This is a genomic window from Frankia sp. CeD, assembly GCF_000732115.1.
Taxonomy (GTDB): domain Bacteria; phylum Actinomycetota; class Actinomycetes; order Frankiales; family Frankiaceae; genus Frankia; species Frankia casuarinae.
The window spans coordinates 84,628-104,173 of sequence record NZ_JPGU01000002.1 but is presented as its reverse complement, the minus strand read 5'-3'; the positions used below and the strand labels follow the sequence as shown (position 1 = coordinate 104,173).

The following is a 19,546-nucleotide window of genomic DNA, read 5'->3' as shown; positions in this document are numbered from 1 at the left end:
TCTATCGAACTATTCCACCCGGCTGGCGACCCCAGTCCCGTTGGCCCTGGTCCCGTTGTAGCTGGTCCCGGCCCTGACGACCATGGTCCCGGCGCCACTGGTCCTGGCTACCGCCGCTCTGGCGGCTGTCGTCGTGGCGTCGCTCGTCCTCGCGGCCCTGGTCCTGCCGCCCGATGCCCCGACCGCCCTTGTTCCAGCCGTTCCAGTCGTTCCGCTTCCAGCCGTCCGTGGCGTGCCAATGGTTGACACTCCGCACGGGAACGCGGTCGTCGGCCCAGGCGCTTGAAGCCGCCGGTCCCACCGTCACACAGACTGCCGACACGGCGGACAGGGAGGCGACCACCGCTTTCCTCTTCAGGGATCTTGTCATGATTCTCCCGTCATCAAAAATATCGATCGACTACTTGCGATGGGAAGACTAGCCGTACGCACCGGCGCCTGGCTGGATTGCGCCCGGCGTGTTCGCGCCAGAGATGGCCGGAAGCATTTGGCGGCAGATCACATGTGATTCTCGTGTGTTTTTCATGAAGCCTTTCTGTGATTCTTAGAAAACCCTGAAGACGGGAGCCAAAATTCGATGGACAAAGTACATCAACGCCACATCCCGCGGATCGTTGTCGAGACCCGGATTAGTCTGGCGAACGGCGACGGTTACGAAGTACCTCCGCCGACGATCGTTGTCACGATCGGCGGAAGCAGCCCGGCGCCGACCGACGCCGACGCTTGGCCGACCGGCGGGGGGNGCCGGCAGCGCCGGCCGCGATGGCCCGCATGGGCATGAACGCGGNGGNCAGCGTCTATGGCGACCTCAGTCGGAAACCATGATCCGAATCATGCGGATCGGGCCACACTCCCCGGGAGGCTACCGGGCGCGAGGTCGCGTAGGATTCACCCTGTGTCGAGGACACATGCCACGGCCGAGACGCCGGCCAGCCAGATGATGATGCACATGCCGTCCGGCCTCTTCCGCGCGTCTTGACAGACTGACCGATGAGGCCCTGACGGAGCCTCGTCGGTGAGGCTGCTACCGGGGCGGAAGGACTCACACCAGATGGGCCGCTACTTCGTGACGACGGCGATTCCGTACGTCAACGGCAAGCCGCACGTAGGTCACGCTCTCGAACTGATCGAGACCGATGCGTACGCACGTCATCTTCGTCAGCGCGGCCACGAGGTCCGGTTCCAGACCGGCACCGACGACAACGCCCTGAAGAACGTCCAGGCGGCCGAGGCCGAGGGGATTACACCCGCCGAGTACGTCGAGCGGGTCGCCACCGGGTTCGTGGGCCTTCGCGGTCCGTTGGGCCTCTCGTTCGACGATTTCATCAAGACGAGCACGGACCCCCGTCATCGGCCGGGAGTCGAGAAGCTGTGGTCGGCCTGCGCCGACCGCGGGGACTTCTACCGCAAGACCTACGCCGGTCTGTATTGCGTGGGATGCGAGCTGTTCTACCAGCCCGACGAGCTGGTGGACGGCCGCTGTCCGGAACACGGGACCGTTCCCGACCTGGTGGAGGAGAGCAACTGGTTCTTCCGGTTGGGCCGCTATCAGGACCAGCTCCACGCGCTCATCTCCACCGACCGGCTGCGCATCGAGCCCGCCGCCCGCAAGCGGGAGGTGCTGTCCTTCATCGAGGCCGGTCTGGAGGACTTCAGCGCGTCGCGGAGCATGAGCCGGGCCCGCGGCTGGGGTATTCCGGTCCCCGGCGACCCCGAGCAGGTCATCTACGTGTGGTTCGACGCGCTCGGGAACTACATCACCGCCCCCGGGTACGGCAACGACGACGACAGCTTCCAGTACTGGTGGAACGACGCCGACAGGCGAGTGCACGTCATCGGCAAGGGCATCATCCGCTTTCACGCCGTCTACTGGCCGGCGATGCTGCTCTCGGCCGGGGTGCGCCTGCCCGACACCATCTTCGTGCACGAGTATCTCACCGCCGACAGCATGAAGATCAGCAAGTCGGCTGGCAACGCCGAGGATCCCGCCGACATCGTCGCCGCCTTCAACACCGACGCGCTGCGGTGGTGGATGCTGCGCGACGTCGCCCGAGCCGGCGACACCGACTACACGACCGAACGGCTCGTGACCCGCGCGAACGAAGACCTCGCCAACAACATCGGCAACCTGGTCAACCGGACCGTGTCGATGGTGAAGCGGTACCGGGACGGGCTCATTCCCCCACTCGCCCTCGACAATCCCGCGGCCGCCAAGCTGCGGGCAGTGCGCGACGAGACCCCCCGGACGATCGACGACGCCTTCGCCGCCTTCGACTTCCGCCGGGCGGCCGAGGTCATCACGAGGATCGGCGACGAGGGTAACCGCTACGTGGAGGCTGCCCGGCCCTGGGAGCTCGCGAAGGCGGAGCGCAAGGAGGGAGCGTCGCGCGACGCCCTCGACGCAGTCCTCGCCGAACTGGTCGCCACGTGCCGGGAGCTGGCGGAGCACCTCGCGCCCTTCCTGCCTGACTCGGCACCGCGCATCGCCGCGCAGTGCGGCGACGGCGGGTCGCGGGTCGCGGGTCCCAGCCCGGTGTTCCCGCGCCTGGAGGCCCCGCCGGCCGAACCGGCCACGACCTGACCGACGCCGTGGAACCGCTCAGGCCGGACCCGCTCAGGCCGGACCCGCTCAGGCCGGACCCGCTCAGGCCGGACCCGCTCAGGCCGGCCGCAGTGCGGTGAAACGCCGCAGCCGCAGACTGTTCGTGACGACGAAGACGGAGCTGAACNCCATCGCCGCCCCCGCGATCATTGGGTTGAGCAGACCGGTCGCGGCAAGCGGTAGCCCGGCCACGTTGTAGGCGAACGCCCAGAACAGATTGCCCTTGATCGTGCGCAGGGTGGCGCGCGACAGTCGGATAGCATCCGCCACCAGGCGGGGATCCGCGTTGACAAGCGTCAGATCCGACGCCTCGATCGCCGCGTCGGTGCCGCCGCCCATCGCCAGGCCCAGATCGGCCTGGGCGAGCGCGGCGGCGTCGTTCACCCCGTCGCCCACCATGGCCACGACCCGGCCCTGCGCCTGCAAGCGACGGACCGCCGCGACCTTCTCCTCGGGCAGGACCTCGGCGATGACATCCTCGTCCGCGATGCCGACCTCGGCGGCGACGGACCGGGCGACCGCCTCGGCGTCCCCGGTCAGCAGGACCGGGTGCAGCCCGAGCCGACGCAGATCGGCGACGGCCGCGGCCGCGGTGGGCTTCACCGTGTCGGCGACACTGATCAGTCCACGGGGACGGCCGTCCCAGCCGACCACGACGGCGGTATGCCCGGCGGCCCGTTCCCGGTCCAGCTCGGCGGCGAGCGCGTCCGGGAGTTCCACGAACACCTGGGGCCGCCCGACGAGCACCGCATGCCCCTCGACGGTGCCGCGCACGCCGAGGCCCGCGGTGTTCGCGAAGTCCGCGACCGGCGGCAGCACACCGACGGCCACCGCGTGCTCCCCAGCCGCACCAGCGGCCACCGCGTGCTCCCTGGCCGCGTCGGCGATCGCCCGGGCGATGGGGTGCTCGCTCGCGTCCTCCACCGCCGCGGCGAGCCGGAGCACCTCGGCGGCGTCCTCGCCGGGAGCCGGCAGCACCGCGACAACCTGCATCCGCCCGCTGGTCACCGTGCCGGTCTTGTCGAGTAGGACGGTCTGGACCCGCCGCGTCGACTCCAGCACCTCCGGGCCGCGGATAAGGATGCCCACCTGCGCACCGCGTCCCGTCCCGACCAGCAGCGCCGTCGGCGTGGCCAGGCCCAGCGCGCAGGGGCAGGCGATGATCAACACGGCGACGGCCGCGGTGAAGGCGTCGGTCGCCGGCTGCCCGAGAGCCAGCCAGACCCCGAGGGTGACGAGTGCGAAAATGATCACCACCGGAACGAACACCGCCGAGACCCGGTCGGCGAGGCGCTGGACGCGGGCCTTGCCACTCTGGGCCTCCGTCACGAGCCGGGCGATGCGCGCCAGCTGCGTGTCGGCACCGACCCGGGTGGCCCGGACCACGAGCCGCCCGCCGACGTTCACCGTCGCCCCGACAACCGCGTCACCCGGGCCGGCCTCGACGGGCACCGACTCGCCGGTGACCATGCTCGCGTCCACCGCCGACAGCCCATCAAGCACGACGCCGTCGGTGGCGATCTTCTCGCCCGGACGGACGACGAACTCGTCCCCGATCCGCAGCGCCTCGACCGGGATCCGCTCCTCGACCCGCCGCGGGCCAGTCCCCCGCGCGCCGTCCGCCGGCCGGACGCGCAGCACGGTGACGTCCTTCGCCCCGAGGTGGAGCAGCGCCCGCAGGGCCGCGCCGGAACGCCGGCGGGCACGTGACTCCAGGAATCGGCCGGCGAGCAGGAACNCCGTCNCCCCGGCGGCGNCCTCCAGGTAGAGGGCCGTGCCCGCGCCGCCGTGGGCACTCCCGCCGGTGCCGTGACCACTCCCCGAGTGGACGATCTCGCCGGCCGAGGCTTCCGGGCCCGGGAATCCGCCGGTGAACGAGAACGAGTGCCGCATCCCCGGCTCGCCCGCTCCGCCCAGGAACAGGGCGTACAGCGACCAGACGAAGGCGGCCAGCGTTCCGAGGGAGACCAGGGTGTCCATCGTCGCGACACCGTGCCGGGCGCCCCGGGCCGCGGCCCGATGGAACGGCCAGCCTCCCCAGAGCACGACCGGCGTCGCCAGGGCCAGCGAGACCCACTGCCAGTAGTCGAACTGCCAGGCGGGCACCATGGCCAGTACGATCACCGGCATGGCGAGCGCCGCCGAGACCGCCAGCCGGACGCGCAGCGCCCGCAGCGCCGCGCCGGGTGCGTCGTCCTGCGTGCCGCCGCCGTCCTGCGCGCCGCCGTCCTTGGCATCCGCCGCACCCGCCACCTGCTCGGCCGCGGTGCCGGCTACGACCTCGGTGTCAGCCTCGGCATCGGCTGCCGTCTCGGCCCCGGTGTAGGCCGCCGTCTCGGCCCTGGTGTCAGCCGCGCGTCCGGCGGCCGGGGCCGCGGAGTAGCCCGCGGCCTGGACCACGCGGATCAGATCGTCGAGACGGACCGCGGGGGCCTCCGTGTCCGTGAGGGTCACGGTGGCCTTCTCGGTGGCGTAGTTCACCGAAGCGGTGACGCCGTCCAGCTTGTTGAGTTTGCGTTCCNCCCGCGCGGCACACGACGAGCAGGTCATCCCGCCGATCGCGAGCTCGATCCGCGCGGGGTGACCCCTTCCGACGTCGAGAGTGGTCATCAGCTCTCCCCTTACGGCGGATTCCTGACGGCGGACCGGAAGGTACCGCCGGTCACGGGCGGTGGGAGCGGACACACCCGCCGACCACCGGCACCGTTGGCACCACCGAAGCGCTACGCCCGCCCGACAAGCTCGTATCCGGCCTCCGCAACGGCCTCCCGGACGGCGCCGTCCTCGACGACGCCATCGCTGACGAGGGTGACCCGACCCTCGGCCAGGTCCACGGCGACGTCCGACACGGTCGGCAGCCGCGCGAGCTCCTCGGTCACGGATCGGACGCAGTGCTGGCAGGTCATCCCGGCCACCGTGTAGGTGGTCGTGTAGGCGGTTGTCGTCATGGCCGTTCCCGTCTCCTCGTCTCCTCTTGTAAGCCGCCCCGGCCCCAATGGATCTGCCCGACCCACCGGCCCACCGGCGCCCGTCCCACCTCCCGAACATACCCTCCCCCCGTATGGTGTACCGGTACCCGGTGGGGGTATCTTCCGAACCAATGGTCGATCATCACGGGGGAGATCCCACCCACGCCGACACAGGAAGGCCGCGACGCACAGCCCCACCTTGGCCAACCCGCCGGCCTACTTCGGGCAACATGCCGAACACTTTCCGCACATGTCGAGCTTCCGGCACCATCGTGGAGAGCAGGCGCACGGGACTGTGACCGGATGGGCGGCCAGCTGGGCGACGGGAGCGCATCACATCAGCGCATCGCAATACGGCCGGGTGGTCCAGAGTCCATCAGATCCTGCGCGGACGGACGACCGGCACATCAGCCGGGCACCCACGACCCGGCACGTCGGGGCGCCGCCTCGCGGTGGTCACCCACCGGTCCGGCGCGGCCCGCTCCCGGCGCGGCCCGCTCCCGGCGCGGCCCGCTCCGTTGAGCGCGGCCTCCCGCCCGGATACCTGTCCAGAAAGCTGCCGGCGGACAGGAATCGTCACCGAGGGGGACAGTCAGCGGGCGGCGGCCAAGCGGCGGGCAACCTCGGTGGCCCAGTAGGTCAGGATGATGTCCGCCCCGGCCCGGGAGATCGCGGTCAGCGTCTCGTCGATCGCCCGGTCCCGGTCGATCCACCCGGCCGCCGCGGCGGCCTCCACCATCGCGTACTCGCCCGACACCTGGTAGGCCGCCACCGGTACGTCCACCGTGTCGGCCACCGCCCGCAGCACGTCCAGGTAGGCCAGCGCCGGTTTCACCATCACCGCGTCCGCGCCCTCGGCGAGGTCGAGCGCGACCTCGCGCCGGGCCTCCTCGGCCGAGCGAGCCGGATCCTGCTGGTAACCGGTCCGGTCCCCGAACTGCGGGGCGCACTCGGCGGCCTCGCGAAACGGCCCGTAGAACGCCGAAGCATACTTAGCCGAGTAGGCGATGATCGGCAGGTCGACGAAGCCCTCCGCGTCCAGCGCGGCCCGGATCGCGCCGACCTGGCCGTCCATCATCCCGCTCGGCGCGACGACCTCGGCACCCGCACGGGCCTGCGCCACGGCGATCGCGCCGTAGCGCGCCAGGGTGGCGTCGTTGTCGACCTCCCCGGAGTCGGTGAGCAGACCGCAGTGCCCGTGGTCGGTGTACTCGTCCAGGCACAGGTCCGTCATCAGGACGACGTCGCCACCGACCTCGGAGGCAAGATCGGCGAGCGCGAGCNGGACGATGCCGTCCGGGTCGTCGGCGGCCGAGCCCCGGGCGTCCTTCTCCGCGGGCACACCAAACAGGATGAGCCCGCCCACGCCGGCCTCGGCGGCCTCGACGGCCGCCCCCCGCAGCGAGGAGCGGGTGTGCTGGACGACACCAGGCATCGAGGCCAGTGGAACGGGATCGGCCACGCCCTCCTTGACGAACATCGGCAGCACCAGGTCGGACGGGTGCAACCGCACGTTCGAGACCAGCCGGCGCAGCGCGGACGAGCGGCGCAGCCGGCGGGGACGTGCCGTCGGATAGCCGGCCCCGGCCCCGGCCCCGTTCCCCCGGGCCTGCGCCCTCACCGCCGCGAGCCTCGCCGTGGCTTCGGCAACCGCGCAGCGAGCGGCCCGATCTTCCCGAGCTCCTCCCGGTGTTCGGCAGCGAACTCCGCCAGCGCCCCGACAAGGGCGGGGATGGACGCCTCCGGAGCCTGCACGTCGACGCGCAGCCCGAGCTCCTGGGCAGTGGCGGCCGTCGCCGGACCGATCACGGCGATCACCGTCGTCTCGTGGGGCTTGCCGGCGATGCCGACCAGGTTGCGCACGGTCGAGGATGAGGTGAAGACGACCGCGTCGACCCGGCCGCCCTTCAGCGCCTCCCGGATGGATGCGGGCGGCGGAGCGGCACGCACGGTGCGGTAGGCCGTCACGTCATCGACCTGCCAGCCGCGTTCCTTCAGGCCGGCGACCAGGGTCTCGGTGGCGATGTCGGCACGCGGCAGCAGCACCCGGTCGAGCAGGTCGAGGGTGTCGTCGAAGTCCGGCCAGTCCGCCAGCAGCCCCTCGCTGGACTGCTGCCCGGACGGGACGAGATCGGGCCGGATACCGAAGGTGCGCAGCGCGTCGGCCGTCGCCTCGCCGATCGCCGCAACCTTGACCCCCGCGAACGCGCGGGCGTCGAGGCTGCGTTCCTCGACCTTCTCCTGCACCGCCTTGACCGCGTTGACCGAGGTGAAGGCCNCCCACTGGTAGCGCCCAGAGACCAGACCGGTGATCGCGCGCTCCATCGGGGCGGCGGTCCGCGGGGGCTCGACGGCGATCGTCGGCACCTCCAGCGGGCTTGCGCCGTGCGAACGCAGCAGGTCGGACAGGATCGCCGCCTGTTCCTTGGTCCGCGGGACCAGCACCGTCCAACCGAACAGCGCCCGGGTCTCCCACCAGGAGAGCTTGCCGCGGGTCGCGACCACCGGGCCGATGGACAGCACGACCTGGGTGATCGGGGTGGGGGCCGCGGTCAACAGCGGTGCCGTGTCCGCCTCGACCCGGTCGAGCGTCGAGGTGACGGTGCGCTGGTCGGTGGTGGTGCCGTCCACGGTCACCGCGATCGGGGTGTCACCGGGCCGCCCGTGCTCGACGAGCGCCGCCGCGACCTTGCCGACCTCCGTCGGTGCCGCCGTGACCACGAGGGTGCCCGGGGTCTGGGCGAGGGCACCCCAGTCCAGGTCACCGGGGGAGGAGATCGGCGCACCGAACCCGCCGAAGCCGCCCGCGGCACCGAGGCCCAGCGGCGAGCCGAACCCGCCGGTTCCCAGGCCACCGCCGAGCCCGCCCCCGAGACCGGCGATCGGCCGTCCGCCCAGCCGCGAGGCCCCGAACGGAGGACCGGTGAGCGGACCCACCGGCTCGCTCCCGCCGAACGGCGAGGACGCCGGCACGGTGCCCGACGACGAGAAGACCCCGGAGGTACTGGCGAAGGTGACCGGCGCGCCCGGGGCGACCCCGGCGTAGGTCGCGACCGCGGCGCCGGTGAGGATGCCGGGCACCACCCGATAGGGGATCTTGGCCTTCGCGAGCGCCTGGGCGTCCGCGGCGCCGATGCGGGTCAGCCACGGATCGGAGGCGTAGAGCCGGACCACCTTGTCACCGGCACGGGCCCTGCTCACCACCGCGGCGGTCGCCGCCTCCGCGTCACGGACCGGCTTCGGCGCCTCGAGGTCGCCGATGCGCAGCACTTCGGCGGTGAGGTTCTCCACCACCGCCGGCGCCACCTCGGGATCGGCAACCACCAGGTCGGCGGCGGCCAGGGTCTCGACCGCGAGGACGGTGAGCAGTCCGGGGTCACGCGGTCCGGCACCCACCAGGGCGACCGGGGAGACGGGCTTCTTCGTTCGTCGGGTGGCCATGCTCAGCGGGTTCCCATCAGCGAGTGTGCTCCGGCGGACAGCATGTCGTCCGCGAGGCGCTGCCCGAGCGCCTCCGGGTCGACGGCGGATCCGGTGACGTCACGCCGGAGGACATCGCTTCCGTCCGGCGCGGCGACGACCGCCCGCAGGCACAGACGACCCGCGGGAGGCGCACCGCCGGCCTCCGCCGCGGCTCCTTCGGCCAGCTCCGGAAGAAGCTCGGCCAAGGCGCCGACCGGGGCAGTACAACCAGCTTCGATGCCGGCGAGGAACGCGCGTTCCGCTCTGACCGCGACGGACGACGATGCGTCATCGAGCACAAACCGTAGCAGCTCGGCGAGGCCCGTATCGACGGGCTGGCCGCCATCTGACCACGTTTCGCCACCGGTTTGTCCCACAGCGGGACCTGAACCCGGCCCGGCGGGCACCAGAGCGCGCGCCGGACCGGCCACGACGAGCCCGGCACCGCCCGTGCACTCGATCGCCAGGGCTCCCTGGCCGGGCGCGGGCAGCATCACCGTGGGTTCGAGGATCTCGGTGACGGCATCGAGCCGGTCGAGCCGCGCCAGCCCGGCGTGCGCGAGGACGACCGCGTCCACCTCACCGTCGATGGCCTTCTTCAACCGGGTGTCGACATTGCCGCGGATCGTGACGACCTCCAGCCCGAGGCCGAGAGCACGCAGCTGCGCGGCGCGACGTGGGGATCCGGTCGCGATCCGGGCGCCGGCCCTGAGCTCGGCCAGGCGCCGCCCGCTCGGGGCGACCAGCACGTCCCGGGGGTCCGCCCGCGGCGGGACCGCGGCGAGCACCAGACCGGGTGGGGTGGCCGTCGGAAGGTCCTTCAACGAGTGGACCGCCAGGTCGATCTCGCCGGACAGCAGGGCGTCGCGCAGCGCGCTGACGAAGACGCCGGTCCCGCCGATCTGGCTGATCTCCCCGGACGAGCGGTCCCCCGCCGTGACGATCGGCACCAGCTCGACGGCGCAGCCCACCCGCGCCCGCAGGGTGGCAGCGACCGTCCCGGACTGGGCCAGCGCCAGCGCCGAGCGCCGTGTTCCCAGCCGCAGCCGGCGGCCGGCGAAACGGGCCAGCAGGTCGGCGCCGGTACCCGTGGCGCCGGTACCCGTGGCGCCGATGCTCGTCGGATCGGTACTCGTCGGGTCGGTACTCGTCGGGTCGATCCCCGTCACGAACGCTCCAGCAGATCAAGGTCAGGCGCGGACACCACGGCGGGCACCTCACGCGGCAGATCGAACAGTTCCCGCAGGGCCTCGGCGTAGGCGTCCCCACCGGGCGCCCCGGCCAGCTCCTGTACCCGCACGGTCGGGGCGTGCAGCAGCTTGTCGACGACGCGCCGGACCGAGCCCTCCACCAGGCTCCACTCCCGATCGTCGAGGTCGGGCAGGCGGGTGTGCAACCGGGCGAGCTCGCTACGCACCACGGCGGCGGCGTGGGCCCGCAGCGCGACGACGGTCGGCGCCACCCGGCCCGCCCGCCGGCGGTCGAGGAAGCTCGCGACCTCGGCGGCGACCAGCGCGCGGACCGCCTCCACGTCGTGCGTCACCTGGGCGCCGTCCAGCGCGATGCGCAGTGCGTCCAGGTCGATCAGACTCACCCCGGGCAGCTCGCGCACCCCCGGGTCGATATCGTGCGGCAGGGCCAGATCGAGGAAGACCAGCGGGCGCCCTGCCCGGCCGGGCAGGGCCGCGGCAACCAGCTCGTGCTCGACAACGAGACCGCTCGCGCCGGTCGAGGAGATCACCAGGTCCGCCATGGTGATCTCGTGGGCCAGGTCGGTGAGACCGACGACCCGGGCCTCGTGGGCCTCGGCGACGCGGGCCGCCCGGGCGGCGGTCCTGTTCGCGATCACAACCTCCCCGGCGCCAGCTCGCCGGACGGTCTGCGCGGCCAGCGATCCCACCGCGCCGGCACCGATGAGCAGCACCCGGGTCCCGGCCAACGGCGGGGGTTCGGGCGTCACGGCGTGTCGCGGCCCCTCGGCCGCGACTCCTCCCCCGTCCAGCGCCCGCCCGCCCGGCGGCGCCACCGGCACGGCCGGAACCTCGCTGTGGAGGCCCAGGCCGGAAGCGGCCAGCCGGACACCCACCGAGACAATGGAGGCGCCGGCGGCATCGATGGACGTCTCGGAGTGGGCCCGCTTGCCGACCCGCAGCGCGGCCTGGAACAGGCCGGACAGCGCGCTGCCCGCCACCCCGGCGGCCTGACCGGCCCGGAAGGCCGTGCGTACCTGACCGAGGATCTGGCTCTCCCCGACAAGCATGGAGTCCAAGCCGCACACCACCGAGAACAGGTGCCCGATGGCCCGCGCCTCGTGGTGGACGTACAGGTGGCCGGCAAGATCACCGAGGTCGATCCCACAGATCCGGCTGAGCTGGTCGGAGATGTCGGCGACCCCGCCGTGGAAGGTCTCAACCTCGGCATAGATCTCGATGCGGTTGCACGTCGAGAGCACCACAGCCTCGCTGACGTGGGTGCCCTCGGCCAGATCGTGCAGGACCTTCGGGATGTCCTCGGCCGAGACCGAGGTGCGTTCGAGCAACGACGTGGGCGCGGTCTGGTGGTTGAGCCCGACCACCAGGAGGCTCACGACGCCTCACCTCCGGCCATCAGCGCTCCCGCGGCCGGCAGCGTCCCGCGCGCCGGCGATCCAGGCTCCGGGGTGTGCTCCAGGCGCACCGCGCCCGGTTCCCCCTCCCGATCATCCCGGGTCGGCCGATCGTCCCGAGCCATCCCGGCCGGACGAGCTGCCCCCGCCGGACGAGTCATGCCTACTTGCCGAGTCACCCGCACGACCTCATCCGTATCGGTCTCCAGCCTGCCCGCGGAGGGCTCCGTCCCGTCCGCGCTCGTCACCCCGTCCAGGCCCGCCGCCCCGAGCGCGGCGAGGACCTCGTCGCCGCCNGGCAGCGCCNCGCGTGCNGNGGGCGCCCGCCGCGCCGGGCGCGCCCGGCGCGGCGGCACGGCGTCACGCCCGGAGCCGGCGCCCGGTGTGGATCTCGCGCCCCGTCTCGGTGATGTGTCCCGTGCCGGCGACGGACGTTTACGTGCTTCATGGAACGAGAGGATCTGCAGTTCCACGGCAAGGTCGACTTTACGCACGTCCACACCGTCGGGTACCGAAAGCACCGTGGGGGCGAAGTTGAGGATGCTGGTGACCCCGGCAGCGACCAGACGATCACACACCCCCTGCGCCGCGGCTGCCGGCGTGCAGATCATCCCGATCGTGACCTGACCCTGGACGATCACCTGTTCGAGATCGCCGACGGGACTGACGACAACCTCACCGACCCGCTCGCCGACTCGCTCGGGATCCGCGTCGACCAGGGCCACGATCCGAAAGCCCCTGGCATAAAAGCCGCCGTAACCCNCCAGGGCGTGGCCGAGGTTGCCGACTCCCACCAGCACAACCGCTCTGTCCTCGGTGAGGCCCAGTTTCGCGGCGATGCAGTCGAGCAGGACATCCACCTCGTAGCCGACGCCCCGCGTGCCGTAGGAACCGAGATGGGACAGATCCTTGCGAACCTTGGCCGGAGTGACTCCGGCGGCGGCCGCGAGCGTGTCCGAAGACACAGTATAAACCCCGCTTTCCGCCAATGTCGTCAGCACCCGGAGGTAGAGCGGAAGCCGCGCGACCGTCGCCTCCGGAACGTCGGAGGAACGCCTGGAAGCCGTGTCACTACGTGTACGTCGCCGGATCACCGCCGGGCGACGCCGTGGCTGACTCATCCGCGGCTCCGATCTCTAGGCGCGCGGTTACGCCCGGAGCTATGGGCCCGAATCCGTGGCCCCGCCGACACCCAGCGTGCGGTAGTCCCGGCGTGCGGTAGTCGGCGCCACAAGTCGGCTGTCCTCGGGCAGTGTACGACTTCGTGAAGGGATTCACGAAGTGCCGAGGAGAGCCGGCCCCCTGATCAGCGACCACCCTTGGCAGGGCGCAGCGCCCACCGGCCGCCGGCGAGCGCCCGCCGCAGCCGGTCCTCCTCCACCCGCCAGTAACCGTGTTCCCGGCCGTCGAGCAGGATGACCGGCACCCGGTCGCCGTAGGCGTCGGCAAGCTGGGGATCGGCGTCGACATCGGCCTCCCGCCACCCGACCTGCTCCTGCTCGGCGACCCGGACGACCGCCGCCCGCGCGGTGTCGCACAGATGACATCCCGTCCGGGTGAGCAGTGTGATACGCACACCGTCGCGGCCGGAATCCGCCTGTTCCAACCCGTCGTCCATTCCCCGATGGTAGGCGCGATCCCCGTCGCCGCCGAGTGGCTTTCCGAACCGCTCGGTGGGACCGAGGTCCGTTCAGGGGCCCGGCCCCGGCCCCGGCGTGCGGTCCGGTCCGGACCTCGCCGGAAGACGCCCTCTGCCTGCGCCCGGACGATCTCCGACTTCCCGCGCTCCCTCCTCCGGCTACACTCAGCTACTAACGGAACCATGTGCGCCGGGCCTTCCGGCCCACCTTGCCGCGACCGCATCCTCCGGAGCCCGGGCTGTGACCGAATGCACGCTCGCCGACCTCGTCGACCTCGTCGACCTCGCCGCCCCGCGCCGCGGCCCCCTCCGCCGGCAGGACGCGATGTCCCCGGTGGGCGCCCGGGAGGACCGCGAGCGAGTCGGGGACCCTCAGGGCGATCCGGCCGACGACGACCGGACGGCGCTCGTCGCCCGGGCCCGGCGAGGTGACGTCAACGCCTTCGGGCTGCTCTACGACCGGTACGCCAACCTCGTGTTCCGGTACGCGCTGTACCGGCTGGGCGGGGATCCGGTGGCCGCCGAGGACATCGTCAGCGAGACCTTCCTGCGTGCCTTCCGCTCCATCGGCACGTTCCAGTGGCAGGGNCGGGACATCGGTGCCTGGTTCATCACCATCGCCCGCAACCTGCTGGTCGATCAGGCCCGCTCGGCGCGGCGCCGGTTCGAGATCCCGACGGCGGACATCCTCGCCGCGGCCGAGCACCGAGCCACGGCGCTGACGGCGCCGAGCCCCGAAGAGTCGATCCTGGCCGTGCTGACCCGCCGCGAGCTGCTCGACGCCGTCCGCGAACTGCGCCCGGACCAGCAGGAGTGCGTCGCGCTCCGGTTCCTCGAAGGGCTGTCGGTCCGCGAGACCGCGCTGGCCATGGGCCGCAACGAAGGGGCGGTCAAATCCTTGCAGTTCAGAGCAATTCGGACACTTGCCCGCGCCCTTCCCGCAGCAGGCACGGCCTGACCTCCGGGCCCCTCGCCGTGAGCGATATCCCAGATCACGTCGCANCCCCGGCCCGGTCGTTGTTCCNCCGGCACTTTCCCGCCGTCACGTTCGAGCGGCGGCCGCCGCGAAGTCGTGCCGCACCGTACTCTGACGGCGTGCCGGCGAACCATGGCGTGGATCGCGGCGCGCGGAGGTGGCGACAAGGGGTGGGTGGCGGCCCCGGTCACTTCCCGAGCCGAGCCCTTGCTCCGCCCCGGACAGCATGGAGTTGACGATGAGGGTGCGACGACGCAGGGACCTGGCCACGACGAGGCAGGCCGCCGAGGCCGCCGCGATCGCCGCCTTGAAGGTCGCGGCCGAGGAGGTTCCGCGGGCTCCGCTGGACGAGTCGGCGGCCGCGTTCTTCGACGTGGACAACACCATGATGGCGGGCGCCTCGATCTTCTACTTCGCCCGCGGCCTGGCCGCCCGGGACTTCTTCAACTCGCGTGACCTGATCCGGTTCGGCTGGCAGCACATCACCTACCGGCTGCGTGGGCTCGAGGACCCGAGCGGCATCCGGGATGCTCGGGAGACCGCGCTTGCCTTCGTCGCCGGGCGCACGGTGGCCGAGATCGTCCGTTACGGCGAGGAGATCTACGACGAACGGATGGCCGAGCAGATCTACTCGGGTACGCACGCGCTCGCCCAGCAGCACCTTGACGCGGGCCAGCGAGTGTGGCTGGTCACGGCCACCCCGGTCGAGCTCGCCTCGGTCATCGCCCGGCGGCTGAACCTCACCGGCGCCCTCGGCACGGTCAGTGAGGTCTCCGCCGAGGGCACCTACACCGGCCACCTGGTCGGCGGCCTGCTGCACGGCCAGGCGAAGGCCGAGGCCGTGCAGGCGCTCGCCGAGCGGGAGGGCCTGGACCTGTCGCGGTGCTGGGCCTACTCGGACTCGATCAACGATCTGCCCATGCTCTCCCTGGTGGGCCACCCGGTCGCGATCAACCCGGATCCGGACCTGAAGACCGTGGCCCGGGAACGCGAATGGCCGATCAAGGACTTTCGCACGGCCCGCAAGGCAGCCAAGATCGGCATTCCGACGGCAGCCGGGGTGGGCGCGCTCGCCGGCGGGGTCGCCGCCGGCATGGCGTTGCGGCGCCGGGCCGCGGGCGCCTAGAGCACCTTCGGCGCCGGGAAAGAACCTAGAAGAACACCGAGCGGCGCTGCATCAGCAGGCTGTACAGCGTATGCTGGATGGTCTCCCGGATGCGGTCGGTGAGCTCGAACACCAGCATCGGGTCGTCCGCCGCCTCAGCGGTGTACGTCTTCGTTGGGACCGGCTCCCCGAACTCGATGATCCATTTGGACGGAAGCGGGATGAGCCCCAGCAGACCGAACCACGGGAAGGTCGGTGTAACCGGCAGGTAGGGCAGCCCGAACAGGCGAGCGAGCGACTTCGCGTTACCGATCATAGGATAGATTTCTTCGGCTCCGACGATCGTGCACGGAATGATCGGCACACCCGTCCGCAACGCGGCCGAGACGAATCCACCGCGCCCGAACCGCTGCAACTTGTACCGCTCGCTGAACGGCTTGCCGACGCCCTTGAAGCCCTCCGGCCAGACCCCGACAAGGTGCCCGGTGTTCAGCAGGTGTTCCGCGTCAGCCTGACACGCCAGAGTGTTGCCGATCTTACGAGCCAGCGGGGCCAGGAACGGCACCGCGAACACCAGGTCGGCGGCGAGCATGCGCAGGTGGCGATGGGCCGGATGATGATCGAGGATGGCCACGGCCATCATCAGCGCGTCCATTGGCAGGGTGCCCGAGTGATTGGCCACCACCAGAGCGCCACCCGTGTCCGGGATGTTCTCCAGCCCCCGGGTCTCGACCCGGAAGTAGTCCCGGTAGATCGGCCGCAGCAGCGGAGCGACGACGTGTTCGGTGAGGTCCGGGTCAAACCCGTGCTCGTCGACGACGTAGTCGCCGGTGATGCGCCGCCGCAGGAAGGCCAGCGCTCCCGCGAGGGCCGTCTCCAGATCACCGGGTTCGGCCGTCGGCGGTGGCGCACCGTCCGTCCTGGCAGCGCCATCGGGCCCGGCAGCGGCGGTGGGACCCGTCGCCGGGNCGGNCGGCCCNCCCNCCGCCGACCGGCTTTCGGTCAGCGTCGCCTCGGCACCGTTGAGCGAGGAGCGAGGGGACGCGGCGGCTGGACCAAGGAAGACCTCGTCGGGGGAAACCTCGTCGAGAAAAGCCGGGTCACGCGAAGCCGGGTCACGCGAAGCCGAATCGGCTGCGGCGGATTTCCAAGGCATGATCTGCGCTTCACCCCGGGATTCGTCACCTTTTATCACGTGTTCCGCCTCCCCCCTATCCGATCCCGCACCCGGCGGGCCGCAACCGCCCTCCATCACCCTGTTCCCACCAGCCGGCGTCGGGCCAGCGAATCGAGCATCCTGTGCTCGGCTCGGGAGATCAGATCGTGGTCGATGGTGAACCGGAGCCCGCGCTGGCGGACGAAACTGTCGAAGGTCTCCATCGTCGAGTACCGGGGCCGGTAACCGAAGATCTCCTTCAGCCGGGTCGTGTCCACGGCCCGGCCGTGCGCGAGGAAGTCAAGCTGCTCAGCGGAGAAGTCGACGAGCCGCAGCCGCCGGGCGATCCCGCCCAACACCCCGATCGCGGGGAACGGCACCGGCGTGGACGGCCGACCCGCTCGGCGGATCGCCTGCGAAAGCAGGAGCACACCGTCCCCGGCCACGTTGAACGTCCCCGGGTGGGCGCGGCGGGTCGCGCGCATCAGCACGGCCAACGCGTCATCGGAGTGCAGCAGCTGGATGCGGGGGTCGAAGCCGAGGACCGTGGGAACCAGCGGAAGGTCCAGATAGCGCGCGAGCGGGCTGTCGATCTGCGGACCGAGGATGTTGGTGAACCGCAGCACGGTTACCGCGATGTCGGGACGTCGCCGGCTGAATCCACGCACGTAACCCTCGACCTCGACGGCGTCCTTGGCATAGCCACCGGCGGGCAGGGCGCGCGGCTCAGTGTCCTCTGTAAACAGCGCGGGGTCGCGAGCGGACGACCCGTAGATCGACGTCGTGGACTTCACGACCAGCTTGGTGACACTGGGCGCCTTCTGGCACGCGGCCAGCAGCTGCATCGTGCCGATGACGTTGATTTCCTTCATCGCGGCCCGTCCACCCGCACCGAGCGGCGTGGCGATCACGTTCAGATGCAGCACCGTATCGATCTCCGTGGTGGAGATCACCTTTGCGATCAACGGATGCCGGATGTCCGCGCGCACGAACTGGGTCCGCCCGAGGTCGCTGGTGGGAGCAGTGGTATCGACCCCGACGACGGCCTCGACCCCCGGGTCAGCCGCGAGCGCCATCGCCACCTGCGCCCCCAACGGCCGCGCTACACCGGTCACCAACACACGGCGTGGTCTCATGGCAGTCTCCCGCAACGCCCGCATGGTCCAGCCCGGCACCCGGACCGGATGGCCGGGCGACCGGGCAGCCCGAACCAGGCCGACCGGAGCGCGCCACCGTTCCCCGGGACCGGGGGCCGCGATGTCCGGCCGAGAAAGGTTCACGCGGTCCGATCGTGGGCTCATCGTACGCCCGTCCCTCGACCGCTCATTGCACAGCGTAAGGCCAGCCGCGCACATCGAATACGGAAAGTAGGGGAAAAACAACCCGNCCGAGCCGGACGAGGATCGACGCCGGCCAGGCCCGGTGCCGCTGCCGACGCTGCCGNCNNAGCGGTGATGCCGGCATCACCGCTGGGCCGGCAGCGGAAAATCCAGGATGGAGCGTCCCGGTGACGGGCTCCTCGGCAGCTGCGCCACGACGACCGCGTCCTGGCGCCGCAGCCGCAGCAGGTCGGCCGCTCGCCCACAATTTACTGCGATCATCACTCGACGCAACGCGTCCTCACACAAGGTGACTCCACCGCGGGGCGCATCGCCGTAGGTATGCGTGAACGTGAGCCGCATGACGCGGTTGCCGGCGCGGACCTCGACCAGATCTCCCAACAGAATACCGGCGGCCTCCAGCTCGGCCCGGGTCATGTTGAGCGAGAGATTGCCGAAGTGGTCGACGGACACGACCTCGCCGTGCACATGGTCGTCGTCGACGCTGCACGCCCGCGGCTGGAAACGCGTGAGCGCGTCGGGGTCGAGCCGGGGGCCGACGTCGGTGAGGGCGAGTCCGGCCGCAAGCCGGGCCGCGACCGGCGCATAGACGTCCCGTCCCCGGAACACCGCGGTGGGCAGCGGCAGCCACAGCTCCCGGTTGGAGATCTCGTGCACCGCGGCGACGCCACCGAGCGCATCCCAGGCCAGCGACGCCACGCCGTTGTCCGGGCAGACGAAGGTCGAGCCGTCCGTGCTCCGGATCGCCGCGCCGCGGGTGTAACCGTCGGCATCGAGCCGCTCCACGACGACGAGATGAACCCCCATCGGAAGATAACCGATCGCGCCGACCAGGGTGACGGCCGCATGCCCGACGTCCTGCGGCGCGATGGCGTGGCAGACGTCGAGGACGCGCGCCGACGGGGCGTGCCGCGCGATAACCCCGTGACACACCCCTACAGAGGCATCGTCGACGCCGTAGTCGGACAGGAAATTGATCCACGATCCCGTCATGCCGTCTCCCTGGCTGCGGGCCGGCCACGCTGCCACCCGAGGGAAACAGCCTGTCACACGGTGACAGTTACAGCACGCAAAGCCACATGATACGAGACGGCATGGCGGTACGAACTCGCGACGTGCGGGGTGGACACCGGACGCCGGGGACCGCGGATCGGCCGACTGTCTCCAGGTACGACCGGACTCCCGGGTACGCCCCACCCCCCGGTGGGCGACCCGCGTCCTAGTGCGCTACCTACTTCCTGGCAGCGGCCTGACTTCCTGGCAGCGGCCTGACTTCCTGGCAGCGGCCTACTTCTTGTTGCGGCGCTGAACGCGCGTCCGCTTCAGCAACTTGCGGTGCTTCTTCTTGGCCATCCGCTTACGACGCTTCTTGATGACAGANCCCACGTNCCCGACCGATCTATGTTGAGGAAGTTACCGGGCGAGCCTACCCGCCACGGCGGGCAACCATCGGAGCCCGGGTGCTCCGGTACCCGGGTGCCCTCAACTACGGCCGAGTTCCCGCGACCGACTGCTCGCCGCCTCCAGGGCGTCCATGAGCGCCGCGCGCACACCGCGACGGTCCAGCTCCCGCAGTGCCGCGATCGTGGTCCCGGCCGGAGAGGTGACGGCCTCCCGCAACAGCGCCGGATGCTCACCGCTCTCGCGCAGCATCCGCGCCGAGCCCAGGGCGGTCTGGGTCATGAGTNNNNC

15 protein-coding genes and 1 pseudogene (1 of these 16 cut by a window edge) are annotated in these 19,546 nt (G+C 71.3%); 3 read left to right on the top strand and 13 right to left on the bottom strand.

Annotated elements, in window-relative coordinates:
• Positions 1 to 1,051 precede the first annotated feature (1,051 nt).
• Positions 1,052 to 2,581 carry a methionine--tRNA ligase gene (locus tag CED_RS01985; RefSeq protein WP_023839818.1) on the top strand — a complete coding sequence of 510 codons (1,530 nt, stop codon included), beginning with the start codon at positions 1,052 to 1,054 and terminating at the stop codon, positions 2,579 to 2,581.
• Positions 2,582 to 2,659: 78 nt separating this feature from the next.
• On the opposite strand, the gene CED_RS01980 is transcribed toward CED_RS01985, so the two are convergent.
• From CED_RS01980 to CED_RS01945, 8 genes are all read right to left on the bottom strand, one after another.
• Entirely contained in the window at positions 2,660 to 5,212 is a 2,553-nt protein-coding gene (locus tag CED_RS01980; protein WP_035908415.1) for a cation-translocating P-type ATPase, read from the bottom strand.
• Positions 5,213 to 5,325: 113 nt separating this feature from the next.
• Positions 5,326 to 5,550, bottom strand: a complete 225-nt coding sequence (locus tag CED_RS01975) for a heavy-metal-associated domain-containing protein (RefSeq protein ID WP_011434951.1) — start codon at positions 5,548 to 5,550, stop codon at positions 5,326 to 5,328.
• A 613-nt stretch (positions 5,551 to 6,163) separates the two neighbouring features.
• The gene (gene hemB / locus CED_RS01970) at positions 6,164 to 7,192 is read right to left on the bottom strand and encodes a porphobilinogen synthase (RefSeq protein ID WP_035908413.1); all 1,029 of its coding nucleotides are present in this window, start codon (positions 7,190 to 7,192) and stop codon (positions 6,164 to 6,166) included.
• Positions 7,189 to 9,012, bottom strand: coding sequence for a uroporphyrinogen-III synthase (locus CED_RS01965; RefSeq protein ID WP_035908412.1), 1,824 nt, complete (start codon positions 9,010 to 9,012; stop codon positions 7,189 to 7,191). The genes hemB and CED_RS01965 overlap by 4 nt, the downstream gene beginning before the upstream one ends.
• A gap of 2 nt (positions 9,013 to 9,014) precedes the next feature.
• On the bottom strand, positions 9,015 to 10,202 hold the full coding sequence (hemC, locus tag CED_RS01960) for a hydroxymethylbilane synthase (RefSeq protein ID WP_011434948.1): 1,188 nt from the start codon (positions 10,200 to 10,202) through the stop codon (positions 9,015 to 9,017).
• Positions 10,199 to 11,620 (bottom strand): glutamyl-tRNA reductase, encoded by a 1,422-nt coding sequence (locus tag CED_RS01955; protein WP_011434947.1) that lies wholly within the window; start codon positions 11,618 to 11,620, stop codon positions 10,199 to 10,201. The genes hemC and CED_RS01955 overlap by 4 nt, the downstream gene beginning before the upstream one ends.
• A complete protein-coding gene (locus CED_RS01950; protein WP_035908411.1) occupies positions 11,617 to 12,759 on the bottom strand; it encodes a redox-sensing transcriptional repressor Rex in 1,143 nt (380 codons plus the stop codon). Before CED_RS01950 ends, CED_RS01955 begins: the two co-directional genes overlap by 4 nt.
• Positions 12,760 to 12,944: 185 nt before the next feature.
• Positions 12,945 to 13,256 carry a glutaredoxin family protein gene (locus CED_RS01945; RefSeq protein ID WP_011434945.1) on the bottom strand — a complete coding sequence of 104 codons (312 nt, stop codon included), beginning with the start codon at positions 13,254 to 13,256 and terminating at the stop codon, positions 12,945 to 12,947.
• A 262-nt stretch (positions 13,257 to 13,518) separates the two neighbouring features.
• Between CED_RS01945 and CED_RS01940 the strand changes: the two genes are divergently transcribed.
• Both CED_RS01940 and CED_RS01935 read left to right on the top strand, forming a co-directional pair.
• Positions 13,519 to 14,235, top strand: coding sequence for a sigma-70 family RNA polymerase sigma factor (locus CED_RS01940; protein ID WP_011434944.1), 717 nt, complete (start codon positions 13,519 to 13,521; stop codon positions 14,233 to 14,235).
• Positions 14,236 to 14,491: 256 nt separating this feature from the next.
• Complete coding sequence (locus CED_RS01935) at positions 14,492 to 15,379, top strand: HAD family phosphatase (RefSeq protein WP_011434943.1); 888 nt, start codon at positions 14,492 to 14,494, stop codon at positions 15,377 to 15,379.
• A 25-nt stretch (positions 15,380 to 15,404) separates the two neighbouring features.
• Here the strand turns inward: CED_RS01935 and CED_RS01930 are convergent, their stop codons facing one another.
• The 5 genes and pseudogenes from CED_RS01930 to proC all read right to left on the bottom strand — a co-directional run.
• Entirely contained in the window at positions 15,405 to 16,514 is a 1,110-nt protein-coding gene (locus CED_RS01930) for a lysophospholipid acyltransferase family protein (protein WP_035908410.1), read from the bottom strand.
• 95 nt (positions 16,515 to 16,609) lie between these two features.
• Positions 16,610 to 17,650, bottom strand: a complete 1,041-nt coding sequence (locus tag CED_RS01925; RefSeq protein WP_023839821.1) for an NAD-dependent epimerase/dehydratase family protein — start codon at positions 17,648 to 17,650, stop codon at positions 16,610 to 16,612.
• 327 nt (positions 17,651 to 17,977) lie between these two features.
• Positions 17,978 to 18,847 carry an S-adenosyl-l-methionine hydroxide adenosyltransferase family protein gene (locus CED_RS01920; RefSeq protein WP_023839822.1) on the bottom strand — a complete coding sequence of 290 codons (870 nt, stop codon included), beginning with the start codon at positions 18,845 to 18,847 and terminating at the stop codon, positions 17,978 to 17,980.
• A gap of 294 nt (positions 18,848 to 19,141) precedes the next feature.
• Positions 19,142 to 19,240: a 30S ribosomal protein bS22 gene (locus tag CED_RS22060; RefSeq protein WP_003948845.1), complete on the bottom strand. Its 99-nt coding sequence runs from the start codon at positions 19,238 to 19,240 to the stop codon at positions 19,142 to 19,144.
• Between the two features lie 96 nt (positions 19,241 to 19,336).
• Positions 19,337 to 19,546, bottom strand: a pseudogene (gene proC / locus CED_RS01915) (pyrroline-5-carboxylate reductase); it runs 588 nt beyond the window's last position.